The following is a 12426-nucleotide window of genomic DNA, read 5'->3' as shown; positions in this document are numbered from 1 at the left end:
AGGCACCGGGACCGGCTGGCACACGCGAGCGCGGTCCGGCATTTGCCGGGCCGCATCCAGCATTCCACGGATTATCCCGATGCTCATTTCTTTCAAGTCTGCTCTCAAGACTGCAGCGCTGTGCCTGTTCGCATGGCTTTCAGTGCCGCTGGCCCACGCCGCCGGAATGGTTCCGCAGACGCCGGTGCTGTTGGTGGAGGAGGGCATGGGTGAAGCGGTGATGAATGTGCGCAATACCGACACGCGCCCCGCATTGCTGCACACCACCGTCGAGAATATCGAGGACAGCGACGATGTACTGCTGGTCTTTACCCCGCCCATCGCTCGTGTCGAACCGGACGGCATTCAGCAAGTGCGATTCATTCTGCAAAGTCAGCAACCGTTGAAGACTGAACGCCTGAAGCGGGTGATCTTCGAGGGGATCCAGCCGGCCAGTGACGCCGCCGGAGCGCGGGTCACTCTCGGTGTCCGTCAGAACCTGCCGGTGATTCTGCGCCCCGCCGGATTGCCGGTGGAGCGCGAGCCCTGGAAACGGCTGACCTGGTCAATAGATGCCGCTGGTGTGCAGGTCGTCAATCCGAGCCCCTATGTGGTTCGGCTGGCGAAAACCATTGTGCCTCTGCCGGGCACCCGCTCGGTTAACCTGCCGAAGACCTACATCTTGCCCGGCGAGCGCCTGCACGTTGATTTCCCGTTGCACGCCTCGGCTCAGACGATGGCAGTGAGGATTTTTCCGGCCACCACCTACGGCTTTGCGGTCGACCATTACGACGCGCCGGTTACTCGCTGATGAAGGTCTGCGTTCGTTGGGGCGTGTTGCTGCTGGCGGTCAACGGCACGGTGCTGGCGGCCGAGTCACTGGAGTTCGACGCTCAAGTGTTGAGGGATCGCGGCATCGACCCTGCGCTGGCGGCGTACTTTCGGGAGGCGCCGCGCTTCGCCCAAGGCGAGCATTCCGTGGCGCTTGAGGTCAACGGACAGGCCAGAGGCCGTGTGCGGGTGTCGTTCAACGAGCGCGGAGAATTGTGCCTGCAACCCCAATGGCTGAACGCTGCCGGAGTACACCCGCCACCCTCGATGGCCAAGTTGCGACCGCAGCAGTGCACGACGTTGGTGGAGGGATTTCCCGAAGCGGTCGCGCATCTGGATCCGGGACGCGAACGGATTGATCTGCTGGTACCGACCGACCGTCTGATGCTGCCGGAACGTACGCCCAACAACTTCGCTCATGGCGGAATGGCCGGCGTTTTCAACTACGACGCGTTGATGGTCGGCAGTCAGCATGAAGGCCAACACGACAGGTTTCAAAGCCTGGGCTCAGAGGTCGGCGTGAACGCCGGGGATTGGGTATTGCGCAGTCGGCAGTCTTACACGTCGACCTCCGGCAACTCGCGGTTCGAGCACCTGTATGCCTACGGTGCGCGAACCCTGGAAGACGCCGAAGTCAGCCTGCAGGTCGGGCAATTGAATCTCGCGTCGACCTTGTTTGCCGGTGAACCATTCAACGGTGTGCAGATCCTGCCGGAAGCGGCATTCACCCTGTTGCGCACGGCGCAGGACGGCGCGCGGGGGCAGGTGGAAGGTGTCGCGTATTCGCCGGCCCGCATCGAAGTCCGGCAGAACGGCGTGATGATCTACACCACCATGGTGCCGAGTGGACCGTTCACGCTGCGAGCGCTGCCGCTGCTGAGCAATCAGATTGATCTGGACGTGACTGTGCACGAGCAGGATGGACAGGCGCGCCGCTTGCGCGTGCCGGCGGCCAGTCTCCACGAAGCACAATGGGCCGGGCCGAGCGGGTTCAACTTCGCGCTGGGCACGGTGCGACGGCTGGGCTCGGACGACCGACAGACGCCTTCTTTCACGGCGTTCAGCAAGGATTGGGATTGGGGGCAGGCCACCCGTCTGACCGCCGGTGTGCTCGCGGCAACCGACTACCTGTCGACAGGCTGGGGCCTGCAACGACAATGGGCCGGCGGCTACGCACTGGGCGTGAAGCAGGTGCTGTCCGATGAGCGCTCCAGTGGCGCGGGAGGCAGCCAGACGCAGCTGACGCTTAGTGCGCCGCTGTCCGAGCACCTGTCGACGAGTCTGGTTGCGGTGCGCCAGAGTCGGAATTTTCGCACGCTGTCAGACACCGGCTGGAATCAGGCGCTTCACCGGGCTGAGTCTCCCGGTCGCGATCACCTGGTGTTTTCTGTCACCGGTTCGGTGGATCAATGGGGCGCGTTTGGAGCGACCTGGTCGCGATATTCGACCCAGGGTGAACCGTCGCAGTCGCGTCTTGGCCTGTCCTGGTCACGTACATTGCCTGAGCGCATCAGCCTGTCGTTGAACCTGGAACGTGCTATCGGCGATACGGCGCCCGATCGCCTGGGCAATTCCGCTTACCTGACACTGGGAATGGCGCTGGGTGGCCAGCGAAGACTGCGCGGCTATTTGCGCCGTGATGATCGATCCGGCCTGCGTCGGGGCGTGGCCGTCAGCGATGTGCTGGCGGAAAACCTGGCCTACAGCGCCAACGCGGAGTACCGCGATGAGACTGCGGCCAGTTACGGCGTGCGCTTCAATACGCTGCCGCGCTACACCAGCCTGGACGTTGGCGTCGGTCGGCGATCCGGCGCGACCGATTACGACGTGGGGCTGCGCGGTGGTGTGGTGCTGCATCGCGAGGGCGCAACGTTGTCGCCCTATCCCCTGCGTGACACTTTCGGCGTACTCAAGGCCGGTGATCGATCGGGCGTGAAACTGAACACGCCTCAAGGGCCGGTCTGGACCGATGGCTCGGGCCACGCAGTCGCGGCGAGCCTGCCGGCCTGGTCGACGGCACGGTTGGAAGTCGACCCGCTCAGCCTGTCGCGCAACGTTGAAGTGCTCGACGGGGTGAAGGAAGTGCAGCCCGCCCGTGGTTCGGTGCAGCATCTGGATTTCTCGCTCGTCACTGTCCGGCGATTGTTGCTGAATGCGATGACCGTCGACCGGCAATGGCTGGCCAAGGGGTTGAGTGTTCACGATGAGCAGGGCCGCTACCTGACAACGGTCCAGGATGCCGGAACGATTTTTCTGCCCGACGCAAAAGCGGGTCAGCGCCTGCATGTGCAGCTCCCTGACAACACGCGGTGCGTGTTGCGTTTCCCGCTTCCCGAATCCCCTGAAGACAGCGCGCTCATCGAGCGGGTCGATGCCACCTGCGCGCCGGCCGAGCTGTCCTGAACGAGTGCATCTGATGAAATTTCTGCCGGTTTGGATCGTGTTGCCGTGTCTGGTATTTCAACAGGCGTTCAGCGCCGAGACGTGTCAGTCGAGTCTGTCGCCCGCGAGCGTGAACCTGGGTAGCGCAACGCGCGCCGACCTGCTGCAACGCACGGCGCTTGATGGCCGGGGCCCGGGCTTTGGTCTGCGCAGCGTGCACTTGCGGGTGCACTGTCCCGACGTGCGCTTGATGCGCTGGGCATTTGTCGCGCCCCCCGCCGATCCGCAACGTTTCCGTTGGGCGGCGGGCACGTTGCAACTGCGTATCGTGGCTGCTCGTGTCGACGGTGCGGCGGTGCACTGGCGCCTGGACAGCGGCCAACCGGTCGAAGGTGATTTCCTGCGACCGGGCATCCACGTTGTTCCATGGCGGGCGGACGCCGGTATCCAGGGCAGTCTGCTGGAAGTGGAGCTGGAGCTGGATGCGCGGGTCGATGACGCCTCAAGCCGCCCCGTCGATCCGGTGCGGTTTGAAGGTCAGGGCGCCTTTATGGTGGATTAATCGGCCTCGGCCAACAGCTTGATCGCCGCCGCGCCAACCTTGCGCACCGCTTCTTCGATCAGTGCTGTGGGTTTGGCCGCGTAGTTCATGCGCAGGCAATTGCGGTATTTGCCCGAGGCGGAAAAGATGCTGCCGACGGCAATCTGTACGCCCTGATCGTGCAGCGCACGATTCAGTTTCAGCGTATCGAAACCTTCCGGCAGTTCGACCCAGAGCATGAAGCTGCCCTGCGGGCGGCTGGCGCGGGTGCCGGCCGGGAAGTAGCGCGTCACCCAATCGATCATCACGTCGCGATTGCGCTGGTATTGCGTGCGCATCCGCCGCAAATGCGGTTCGAAGTGCCCGGCCTTGAGAAATTCGGCGATGGCGATCTGCGGTTGCGGTGCCGTGGAGCCAGTGCTGATGTATTTCATGTGCAGCACCCGCTCGAGATAGCGGCCGGGCGCGACCCAGCCAATGCGCAGGCCCGGCGCCAGGGTCTTGGAGAACGAACTGCACAGCAGCACACGGCCGTCTTCGTCGAAGGATTTGATCGTGCGCGGACGCGGGTAGGTGTAGGCCAGTTCGCCATACACGTCGTCCTCGATGATCGCCACGTCGAAGCGCTGGGCCAGGTTGAGCAGGGCGCGTTTACGCGACTCCGGCATGATGTAGCCAAGCGGGTTGTTGCAGTTGGGCGTGAGCTGGATGACCTTGATCGGCCATTGTTCCAGCGCCAGTTCCAGCGCTTCGAGGCTGATGCCGGTGAGCGGATCGGTGGGGATTTCCAGGGCTTTCATGCCCAGCCCCTTGAGGGTCTGCATCGCGCCGTGAAAGCTTGGCGAGTCCACCGCAACGATGTCGCCGGGTTCGCAGATTGCGTGAATGCTGGTGGACAGCGCTTCGTGGCAACCGGTGGTGACCACCAGATCGCTGGCGCTCAACTGGCAGCCGGAATCGAGCATCAGCCGGGCAATCTGTTCACGCAATTCGAGAGTGCCGTGGATGTTGTCGTAATACAGACCGGGCATGTCCTGACGGCGGCTGATACGGGCCAGTCCGCGCAGCAGCGGTTTCATGGTCGGTGACGAGATGTCCGGCATGCCGCGACCGAGCTGCACAACGTCCTTGCGCGGTACCGCGCGAATCAGTTCCAGCACCTGATCCCACTGGGAAATTTCCACCGGTCGTTGCGCCGGGCGCCCGACCGCCGGCAGTTCCGGCAACTCGCGACCGACCGGCACGAAGTACCCGGACTTGGGTTTCGGCGTGGCCAGGCCGCTGTCTTCCAGCATCCGATAGGCCTGCTGCACCGTGCTCAGGCTGACCCCGTGTTCGACGCTCAAGGCGCGCACCGACGGCAGGCGATCACCAGGACGGTAGAAGCCTTGTTCGATGCGGGTGCCGAGCAGTTCGGCGAGATTCACATAGAGCGTCATGGCACTGCCTCGATGCAGATGATTCGTTAAACCAGTACAGATGCGGCGTAAATCGACAATTCAGTCGCAGAGACAGCAAATCTGTATGGAAATAATACAGATGTGTTGAATCTGTAATGCTTTTGCTCGCCCGCGCATCATGGAATCTCTGGCTACCCAAGTAAACAGGAGCAACGAAAATGAACGGCTTGAGCGATGTGCGGCTGACGTTACACAGTCAGGAACTGGAGGCAGGGCAACAGGACAATGCGCGCAACGAGAGCATGTGCAACGCGCCGTCGGGCCTGAGTCGCTGGGACCTGTTCTGGCATCGTCTGCACACGCGCAAGGCGTTGTTGCGCTTGACACCGGAACAGCTCAAGGACATCGGGCTGACCCGCGAGCAGGCGCTGGAGGAAGGGTTGAAGCCGTTCTGGCGGATTTAGAGGGATCGTTCCCACGCTTTGCGTGGGAACGCCGCCCCGGACGCTCCGCGTCCGCTGTGACGCAGAGCGTCACTGGATGCATTCCCACGCAGAGCGTGGGAACGATCTCAGACCAACTCTTTAAGCCGATGCCACAACATCCCCAACGCCAGCAGCGGTGAGCGCAGATGCTTGCCGCCGGGGAAGGTGATGTGTGGCACTTTGGCGAACAGTTCGAAGCCACCGCTGTGCTGGCCGCTGATAGCCTCGGCCAGCAGCTTGCCCGCCAGGTGCGTGGCATTCACGCCGTGGCCGGAATAGGCCTGGGCGTAATACACGTTCGGCTGCTCCGCGAGCCGGCCAATCTGCGGCAGACGGTTGGCGCCGATACCGATCATCCCGCCCCACTGATAATCGATCTTCGCTGACGCGAGCTGCGGGAACACTTCAAGCATCTTCGGCCGCATGTACGCGCCGATGTCCTTCGGATCGCGCCCCGAGTAATGGCAGGCGCCGCCAAACAGCAGGCGGCGGTCGGCCGAGAGCCGGTAGTAATCCAGCGCCACCCGCTGATCGCAGACCGCCATGTTCTGCGGCAGCAGGGCGTGGGCCTGCTCTTCGCTCAGCGGTTCGGTGGCAATGATGTAGCTGCCGGCCGGCAGCACCTTGCCGCTGAGTTGCGGATTCAGATTGTTGAGATAGGCGTTGCAGCCCAATACCAGAGTCTTCGCCCGCACCGAACCTTGCGCCGTGTGCACCCGGACTTCAGGGCCGTAGTCGATGCGGGTGACCGCCGATTGCTCGAACAGCTTCACCCCCAGTTGCTGCGCTGCTGCGGCTTCGCCGAGTGCCAGGTTCAGCGGGTGCAAATGACCAGATCCCATATCGATCAAGCCGCCGACGTAGCGGTTAGAGCCAACCACTGTGTGCATTTCGTTCGCTTGCAGCAGACGGGTTTCGTAGCGGTAACCGAGGCTGCGCAGCTCTTCGGCGTCTTCGGCAAAACCTTCCAGGTCGGAGGGTTTGTTGGCAAGGTCGCAGTAACCCCAGGTCAGGTCGCAGGGGATCTGAAATTTTTCGACGCGCTGGCGGACGATTTCCACCGCTTCCAGGCCCATGAGTTTCATCTGACGTACGCCGTCGGCGCCGATCACGTTGGCGAACTGATCGAGGCCGTGACCGACCCCGCGAATCAACTGCCCGCCGTTGCGGCCGCTGGCGCCCCAGCCGATCCGGTGCGCTTCCAGCAACACCACGCTCAAGCCCCGTTCAGCCAGTTCCAGCGCGGTGTTCAGCCCGGAGAAACCGCCGCCGACTACGCACACGTCGGCGATCAGTTCACCTTGCAGCACCGGATGGTCGGGTTGCGGCAGGCTGCTGGCGGCGTAATAAGAGGCAACGTGGGGTTGGCTCGCGGTGGCTTGGGCGCGGGCATTCATGGGCGTCATCCTGAGCGGGTGTCGAGAAAATTTGACGGAGCATAAGCCGCAGGCCCGAGGCCGGGCAACATTGGTCGCCCCGTGGTGTCTGGATCATGGCTTTTGCGGCACAATTGCCGCCTATTTCGCTCCGGTTACCTCTGCAATGAGCTGCAACAGTCAGAAAATCCGCACCCTGCGTCAGCAGATTCCCACGTTCGAATGCGTGCCGGGCTGTCATGACTGTTGCGGGCCCGTGACCACCTCGCCTGAGGAAATGTCCCGCCTGCCGCGCAAGACCCGCGCCGAACAAGACGCGGCCATGGAAGAGCTCAACTGTGTGCATTTGGGGCCGAATGGCTGCACGGTGTATGACGAGCGGCCGCTGATCTGCCGTTTGTTCGGCACCACCCAGACCTTGCCGTGCCCCAACGGCCGGCGACCGGTGGAACTGATTCACCCACGGGTCGAGAAGCAGGTGTTCGAGTACATGGCTGAAAACCGGCAAGTGCTGGTCTGACTCTGATCGTTCCCACGCTCTGCGTGGGAACGCAGCCCGGGACGCTCCGCGTCCCTTCCAAAGCCGAACGCGGAGCGTGGGAACGATCCAGTGGGCAGGTACTGGTCTGAGCGATCAGTCCGGAATCGGCAGGCTCAGGCTCTCTTTCACTTCTTCCATCACGATGTAGCTCTTGGATTCGCGCACATGCGGCAGCTTGAGCAGGATGTCGCCCAGCAGCTTGCGGTACGAGGCCATCTCGGAAATCCGCGCCTTCACCAGATAGTCGAAATCCCCTGATACCAGGTGGCACTCCAGCACGTGGGGCAATTTCAGCACCGCACGTCGGAACTCTTCGAAAGTATCGCCGGATTTGTAGTCGAGGCTGATCTCGACGAACACCAGCAGACTACCCTTCAAGTGCTGCGGATTCAGGCGGGCGTTGTAGCCCATGATGATCCCCTCGCGCTCCAGGCGCCGTACCCGCTCGGTACACGGCGTGGTGGAGAGCCCGACCTTTTCGCCCAGTTCGGTGAATGAAATCCGCCCGTCCGCCTGCAGGATCCGCAAGATGTTGCGGTCGATCTTGTCCAGCTCACGTTTGGTCTGAGTGTTGGTACGCATAGGGGATGCGCCTCCGTGAAAAGGGTTTTTGCCGAGAATTGTCGCCAAATATAGGCGCTTATACAGTGAAAAGCACTGGCAAATCTTTTTTACACTGCGCGCATCATTGCTCTAACAACAGACGTACGCGGCACGCCGCGATGAGGGATACAAAATGCGCGTTATGGTCTTGGGTAGCGGCGTCATCGGTACCGCCAGTGCTTACTATCTGGCCCGTGCCGGGTTTGAAGTGGTGGTGGTCGACCGGCAGCCCGCCGCGGCCATGGAGACCAGTTTCGCCAACGCCGGCCAGGTCTCGCCAGGCTACGCCTCGCCGTGGGCTGCGCCGGGCGTACCCCTCAAAGCCATCAAGTGGCTGCTGCAACGCCACGCGCCGCTGGCGATCAAGGCCACCGCCGACATCGACCAGTACCTGTGGATGGCGCAGATGCTGCGCAACTGCACCGCCAACCGTTACGCGGTGAACAAGGAGCGCATGGTGCGTCTGTCCGAGTACAGCCGCGACTGCCTCGACGAACTGCGCGCCGAAACCGGCATCGCCTACGAAGGCCGCAGCCTCGGCACCACCCAGTTGTTCCGCACCCAGGCACAACTGGATAACGCTGCCAAAGACATCGCCGTACTGAAAGAATCCGGCGTGCCGTTCGAAGTCCTCGACCGCGCCGGCATTGCCCGCGTCGAACCGGCGCTGGCGGGTGTCACCGACATCCTCGCCGGTGCCCTGCGCCTGCCGAACGACCAGACTGGCGACTGCCAGATCTTCACCACCCGCCTCGCCGAAATGGCCACCCAACTGGGCGTGGAATTCCGTTTCGGCCAGGACATCCAGCGCCTCGACTTCGCCGGTGACCGCATCAACGGCGTGTGGGTCGACGGCAAGCTGGAAACCGCCGACCGCTACGTACTCGCCCTCGGCAGCTACTCGCCGCAACTGCTCAAGCCGCTTGGCATCAAGGCACCGGTGTATCCGTTGAAGGGCTACTCGCTGACCGTGCCGATCACCAACCCGGCCATGGCCCCGACGTCGACCATTCTCGACGAGACCTACAAGGTCGCGATCACCCGTTTCGACAACCGCATCCGCGTCGGCGGCATGGCGGAGATCGCCGGTTTTGACCTGTCGCTGAACCCGCGTCGGCGCGAAACCCTGGAGATGATCGTCAACGACCTTTATCCTCAGGGCGGCAATCTGGCCGAAGCGAGTTTCTGGACCGGCCTGCGTCCAACCACCCCGGATGGCACGCCGATCGTCGGCGCCACCCCGTTCAAGAACCTGTTCCTGAACACCGGTCACGGCACCCTCGGCTGGACCATGGCGTGCGGCTCCGGTCGCTTGCTGGCTGACCTGATGGCGAAGAAAAAGCCACAGATCAGCGCCGAAGGCCTCGATATTTCCCGTTATGGCAACACCACCCAGGAGTCCGCAAAGCATGGCAATCCAGCGCCAGCTCACCAATGAGCGCATGAGTCAGATCGTCAGCCACAACGGTACGGTGTATCTGTCCGGGCAGGTCGGCGATGACTTCAACGCCGGTGTCGAACAGCAGACCCGCGACGTCCTCGCCAACATCGAGCGACTGCTCGATCTGGCCGGCACCGACAAACAGCACCTGCTGTCGGCGACGATCTACCTGAACGACATCGAGGCGCACTTTGCCGGCATGAATTCGGTGTGGGATCAATGGCTGCCCAAAGGCGCCGCCCCGGCCCGTGCCACGGTTGAAGCGAAGATGGCCAAGCCGAGCATCCTGGTCGAGATCTCCATCGTCGCCGCGTTGCCGTAACCCGTTGTAAAGATCCCTCTCCCGGTGCTGTTGGCGGTTCACGCCGTCAGCCAGCGCCGGTTTTTATTCCCATGACCGCCAAGAAGTCTGCTGCCATGCGTCCTGCCCGTGCCCTGATCGACCTTCAAGCCCTGCGTCACAACTACCGTATCGCCCGTGAAGTCACCGGTGCCAAGGCACTGGCGGTGATCAAGGCCGATGCCTACGGCCATGGCGCGGTGCGTTGCGCCCAGGCGCTGGAGGCTGAAGCGGACGGCTTCGCGGTCGCGTGTATCGAAGAAGCCCTGGAGCTGCGTGCCGCCGGGATTCGCGCGCCAGTGCTGCTGCTTGAAGGTTTTTTCGAGGCCGATGAGCTGGCGCTGATCGTCGAGCACGATTTCTGGTGCGTGGTGCATTCGCTGTGGCAGCTCGAAGCGATCGAGCAGGCAGCGTTGAGCAAACCGATCACCGTGTGGCTGAAGCTCGATTCGGGTATGCACCGCGTGGGCCTGCATCCGAAGGATTACCCGGCGGCTTACCAGCGTTTGCTGGCCAGCGGCAACGTGGCGAAAGTCGTGCTGATGAGTCACTTCGCCCGGGCCGATGAGTTGCACGAGCAGAGCAGCGCCGATCAGGTTGCAGTATTCGAAGCTGCGCGTCGGGGCCTGGCGGCTGAAGTCAGCCTGCGCAACTCGCCGGCGGTGCTGGGCTGGCCGCAGATTCAAAGCGACTGGGTGCGCCCGGGCATCATGCTCTACGGCGCCACCCCGTTCGAAGAAGCCAACGCCGTGGCCGAGCGCCTGCAGCCGGTGATGACGCTGGAATCGAAAGTTATCAGCGTGCGTGAACTGCCGGCCGGCGAACCGGTGGGTTACGGCGCGAAGTTCATCACCGACAAACCGATGCGCATTGGCGTGGTCGCCATGGGTTATGCCGACGGTTATCCGCGTCAGGCGCCGACCGGCACCCCGGTGCTGGTGGCCGGCCAGCGCAGCCGCATTCTTGGGCGGGTGTCGATGGACATGCTGTGCATCGACCTGACTGACGTGCCGCAGGCCGGCCTCGGTTCGACCGTCGAGCTGTGGGGCAAGAACATCCTCGCCAGCGATGTGGCGAAGTGGGCGGACACCATTCCGTACCAGATCTTCTGCAACCTGCGCCGGGTGCCAAGGCTCTATTCCGAGGGTTGAAGCGCTAGCGGGGCCCAAGTGTTGTAAATACTGAACGCTGTCGCCATGATAACGCTCAATATTTCTACAACATCAGGAGGCTCCAGCCTTGGACGTCGGTGAACGACTGCAATCGATCCGCAAGCTCAAAGGGCTTTCCCAGCGTGAACTCGCCAAGCGCGCGGGCGTCACCAACAGCACCATTTCGATGATCGAAAAGAACAGCGTCAGTCCTTCGATCAGTTCGCTGAGGAAGGTTCTGGGCGGGATTCCCATGTCCATGGTCGAGTTCTTTTCCGAAGAGATCCTGCAGGAAAAACCGACCCAGATCGTCTACAAGGCCAACGAGCTGATCGACATTTCCGACGGCGCCGTGACCATGAAACTGGTCGGCCGCGCGCACCCGAGTCGGGCCATCGCGTTCCTCAATGAAATCTACCCGCCGGGCGCCGACACCGGCGAAGAAATGCTGACCCACGAAGGCGAGGAAACCGGGATTCTGGTGGAAGGGCGCCTGGAACTGGTGGTAGGCCTTGAAACTTTTATCCTCGAAGCCGGCGACAGCTACTACTTTGAAAGTACCAAGCCGCATCGTTTCCGTAATCCGTTCGATGCACCGGCGCGACTAATCAGCGCAGCCACGCCGGCGAATTTTTAAACCAAGAGGCGCCAGGCCATACGGCGAAGGCACCCGAAACGTTTTTCCACAGCGCGATATAACCCCTTCGACTTTGGGGTTGTTTCAGTGAAGCGGGCTAACCGCTATACTTGCGCCCGCCTGCGAACCGTGGCCGCAGGCGTGAATAGCCACCATTGAGGGTGAACGCGTGAACCTAATTATGAAAATGCTGGCTGCACCAGCAACCGTATTGGCCCTCTGGGCTGTCAGCGCTCAAGCTGCGACGAATGACGACATTGCCAAACGCCTCGAGCCGGTGGGCCAGGTGTGTGTTCAAGGGCAAGAGTGCAAGGGGATGGAAGTCGCTGCTTCGGCAGGCGGCGGTGGCGGCGCCAAGACGCCGGACGAAGTGATTGCCAAACATTGCAACGCTTGCCACGGCTCCGGCCTGTTGGGCGCACCGAAAATCGGTGACACCGCGGCCTGGAAAGAGCGTGCCGACCACCAGGGCGGCCTCGACGGCATCCTGGCCAAGGCCATCACCGGCATCAACTCGATGCCGCCAAAAGGCACCTGCGCCGACTGCTCCGATGAAGAGCTCAAGGGCGCGATCCAGAAGATGTCCGGCCTGAAATAAGCCGCGCTTCTGACAAAAAAAAACCGTCTTCGGACGGTTTTTTTGTGCCCGCGGTTCAGGCCTGAGGCTGTTCTTTGCAGCAAACAACCGGCAATCTCGGTCGTACCTCTATTCACGGAAC

The 12426-nt window shown here is 62.4% G+C and carries 13 protein-coding genes; 10 read left to right on the top strand and 3 right to left on the bottom strand.

Translation table 11 applies throughout. The features are described 5' to 3' along the window. The first annotated feature begins 79 nt into the window (after window positions 1-79). Genes ACEN93_RS15960 through ACEN93_RS15950 form a run of 3 tightly spaced genes read left to right on the top strand, consistent with a single transcriptional unit; the run spans window position 80 to window position 3754 of the window. On the top strand, window positions 80-790 hold the full coding sequence (locus tag ACEN93_RS15960) for a fimbria/pilus chaperone family protein (protein ID WP_495610255.1): 711 nt from the start codon (window positions 80-82) through the stop codon (window positions 788-790). Next, window positions 790-3213 carry a fimbria/pilus outer membrane usher protein gene (locus ACEN93_RS15955; protein ID WP_495610254.1) on the top strand — a complete coding sequence of 808 codons (2424 nt, stop codon included), beginning with the start codon at window positions 790-792 and terminating at the stop codon, window positions 3211-3213. The genes ACEN93_RS15960 and ACEN93_RS15955 overlap by 1 nt, the downstream gene beginning before the upstream one ends. Window positions 3214-3226: 13 nt before the next feature. Continuing rightward, window positions 3227-3754 (top strand): hypothetical protein, encoded by a 528-nt coding sequence (locus tag ACEN93_RS15950; protein ID WP_039765235.1) that lies wholly within the window; start codon window positions 3227-3229, stop codon window positions 3752-3754. On the opposite strand, the gene ACEN93_RS15945 is transcribed toward ACEN93_RS15950, so the two are convergent. Then, complete coding sequence (locus ACEN93_RS15945; RefSeq protein ID WP_039765236.1) at window positions 3751-5172, bottom strand: aminotransferase-like domain-containing protein; 1422 nt, start codon at window positions 5170-5172, stop codon at window positions 3751-3753. The two genes, ACEN93_RS15950 and ACEN93_RS15945, sit on opposite strands and share 4 nt — an antisense overlap. A gap of 179 nt (window positions 5173-5351) precedes the next feature. On the opposite strand from ACEN93_RS15945, the gene ACEN93_RS15940 reads away from it, so the two are divergent. After that, window positions 5352-5597, top strand: coding sequence for a DUF1127 domain-containing protein (locus ACEN93_RS15940; RefSeq protein WP_039765237.1), 246 nt, complete (start codon window positions 5352-5354; stop codon window positions 5595-5597). Window positions 5598-5704: 107 nt separating this feature from the next. On the opposite strand, the gene ACEN93_RS15935 is transcribed toward ACEN93_RS15940, so the two are convergent. Next, on the bottom strand, window positions 5705-7015 hold the full coding sequence (locus tag ACEN93_RS15935) for an NAD(P)/FAD-dependent oxidoreductase (RefSeq protein ID WP_495610253.1): 1311 nt from the start codon (window positions 7013-7015) through the stop codon (window positions 5705-5707). A 145-nt stretch (window positions 7016-7160) separates the two neighbouring features. Here ACEN93_RS15935 and ACEN93_RS15930 point away from each other — a divergent pair, with 145 nt between their 5' ends. After that, window positions 7161-7514, top strand: a complete 354-nt coding sequence (locus ACEN93_RS15930) for a YkgJ family cysteine cluster protein (protein ID WP_007954485.1) — start codon at window positions 7161-7163, stop codon at window positions 7512-7514. A gap of 114 nt (window positions 7515-7628) precedes the next feature. Here the strand turns inward: ACEN93_RS15930 and ACEN93_RS15925 are convergent, their stop codons facing one another. After that, window positions 7629-8117 (bottom strand): Lrp/AsnC ligand binding domain-containing protein, encoded by a 489-nt coding sequence (locus ACEN93_RS15925; RefSeq protein WP_003177284.1) that lies wholly within the window; start codon window positions 8115-8117, stop codon window positions 7629-7631. A 154-nt stretch (window positions 8118-8271) separates the two neighbouring features. Here ACEN93_RS15925 and dadA point away from each other — a divergent pair, with 154 nt between their 5' ends. The 5 genes from dadA (at window position 8272) to ACEN93_RS15900 (ending at window position 12305) form a co-directional block, all read left to right on the top strand. Next, window positions 8272-9576, top strand: coding sequence for a D-amino acid dehydrogenase (gene dadA / locus ACEN93_RS15920; protein ID WP_210710258.1), 1305 nt, complete (start codon window positions 8272-8274; stop codon window positions 9574-9576). After that, a complete protein-coding gene (locus tag ACEN93_RS15915) occupies window positions 9548-9901 on the top strand; it encodes a RidA family protein (RefSeq protein ID WP_039765240.1) in 354 nt (117 codons plus the stop codon). Before dadA ends, ACEN93_RS15915 begins: the two co-directional genes overlap by 29 nt. Before the next feature lie 95 nt (window positions 9902-9996). Continuing rightward, a complete protein-coding gene (gene alr / locus ACEN93_RS15910) occupies window positions 9997-11070 on the top strand; it encodes an alanine racemase (protein WP_495610252.1) in 1074 nt (357 codons plus the stop codon). A gap of 88 nt (window positions 11071-11158) precedes the next feature. After that, a complete protein-coding gene (locus ACEN93_RS15905; RefSeq protein WP_003229444.1) occupies window positions 11159-11707 on the top strand; it encodes a cupin domain-containing protein in 549 nt (182 codons plus the stop codon). Between the two features lie 181 nt (window positions 11708-11888). Further along, entirely contained in the window at window positions 11889-12305 is a 417-nt protein-coding gene (locus ACEN93_RS15900) for a c-type cytochrome (protein WP_039765242.1), read from the top strand. The last annotated feature ends 121 nt before the right edge of the window (window positions 12306-12426 follow it).

Source organism: Pseudomonas sp. Pseusp21 (assembly GCF_059492145.1).
Note: the sequence above shows the minus strand (reverse complement) of the source record. Positions and strands in the feature narration are given on the sequence as shown.

Coding starts and splice junctions, on each gene's coding strand:
- ACEN93_RS15960 (WP_495610255.1), top strand. CDS start 80: ATGCTCATTTCTTTCAAGTCTGCTCTCAAGACTGCAGCGCTGTGCCTG.
- ACEN93_RS15900 (WP_039765242.1), top strand. CDS start 11,889: ATGAAAATGCTGGCTGCACCAGCAACCGTATTGGCCCTCTGGGCTGTC.
- dadA (WP_210710258.1), top strand. CDS start 8,272: ATGCGCGTTATGGTCTTGGGTAGCGGCGTCATCGGTACCGCCAGTGCT.
- ACEN93_RS15955 (WP_495610254.1), top strand. CDS start 790: ATGAAGGTCTGCGTTCGTTGGGGCGTGTTGCTGCTGGCGGTCAACGGC.
- ACEN93_RS15925 (WP_003177284.1), bottom strand. CDS start 8,117: ATGCGTACCAACACTCAGACCAAACGTGAGCTGGACAAGATCGACCGC.
- ACEN93_RS15915 (WP_039765240.1), top strand. CDS start 9,548: ATGGCAATCCAGCGCCAGCTCACCAATGAGCGCATGAGTCAGATCGTC.
- ACEN93_RS15945 (WP_039765236.1), bottom strand. CDS start 5,172: ATGACGCTCTATGTGAATCTCGCCGAACTGCTCGGCACCCGCATCGAA.
- ACEN93_RS15935 (WP_495610253.1), bottom strand. CDS start 7,015: ATGAATGCCCGCGCCCAAGCCACCGCGAGCCAACCCCACGTTGCCTCT.
- alr (WP_495610252.1), top strand. CDS start 9,997: ATGCGTCCTGCCCGTGCCCTGATCGACCTTCAAGCCCTGCGTCACAAC.
- ACEN93_RS15930 (WP_007954485.1), top strand. CDS start 7,161: ATGAGCTGCAACAGTCAGAAAATCCGCACCCTGCGTCAGCAGATTCCC.
- ACEN93_RS15950 (WP_039765235.1), top strand. CDS start 3,227: ATGAAATTTCTGCCGGTTTGGATCGTGTTGCCGTGTCTGGTATTTCAA.
- ACEN93_RS15940 (WP_039765237.1), top strand. CDS start 5,352: ATGAACGGCTTGAGCGATGTGCGGCTGACGTTACACAGTCAGGAACTG.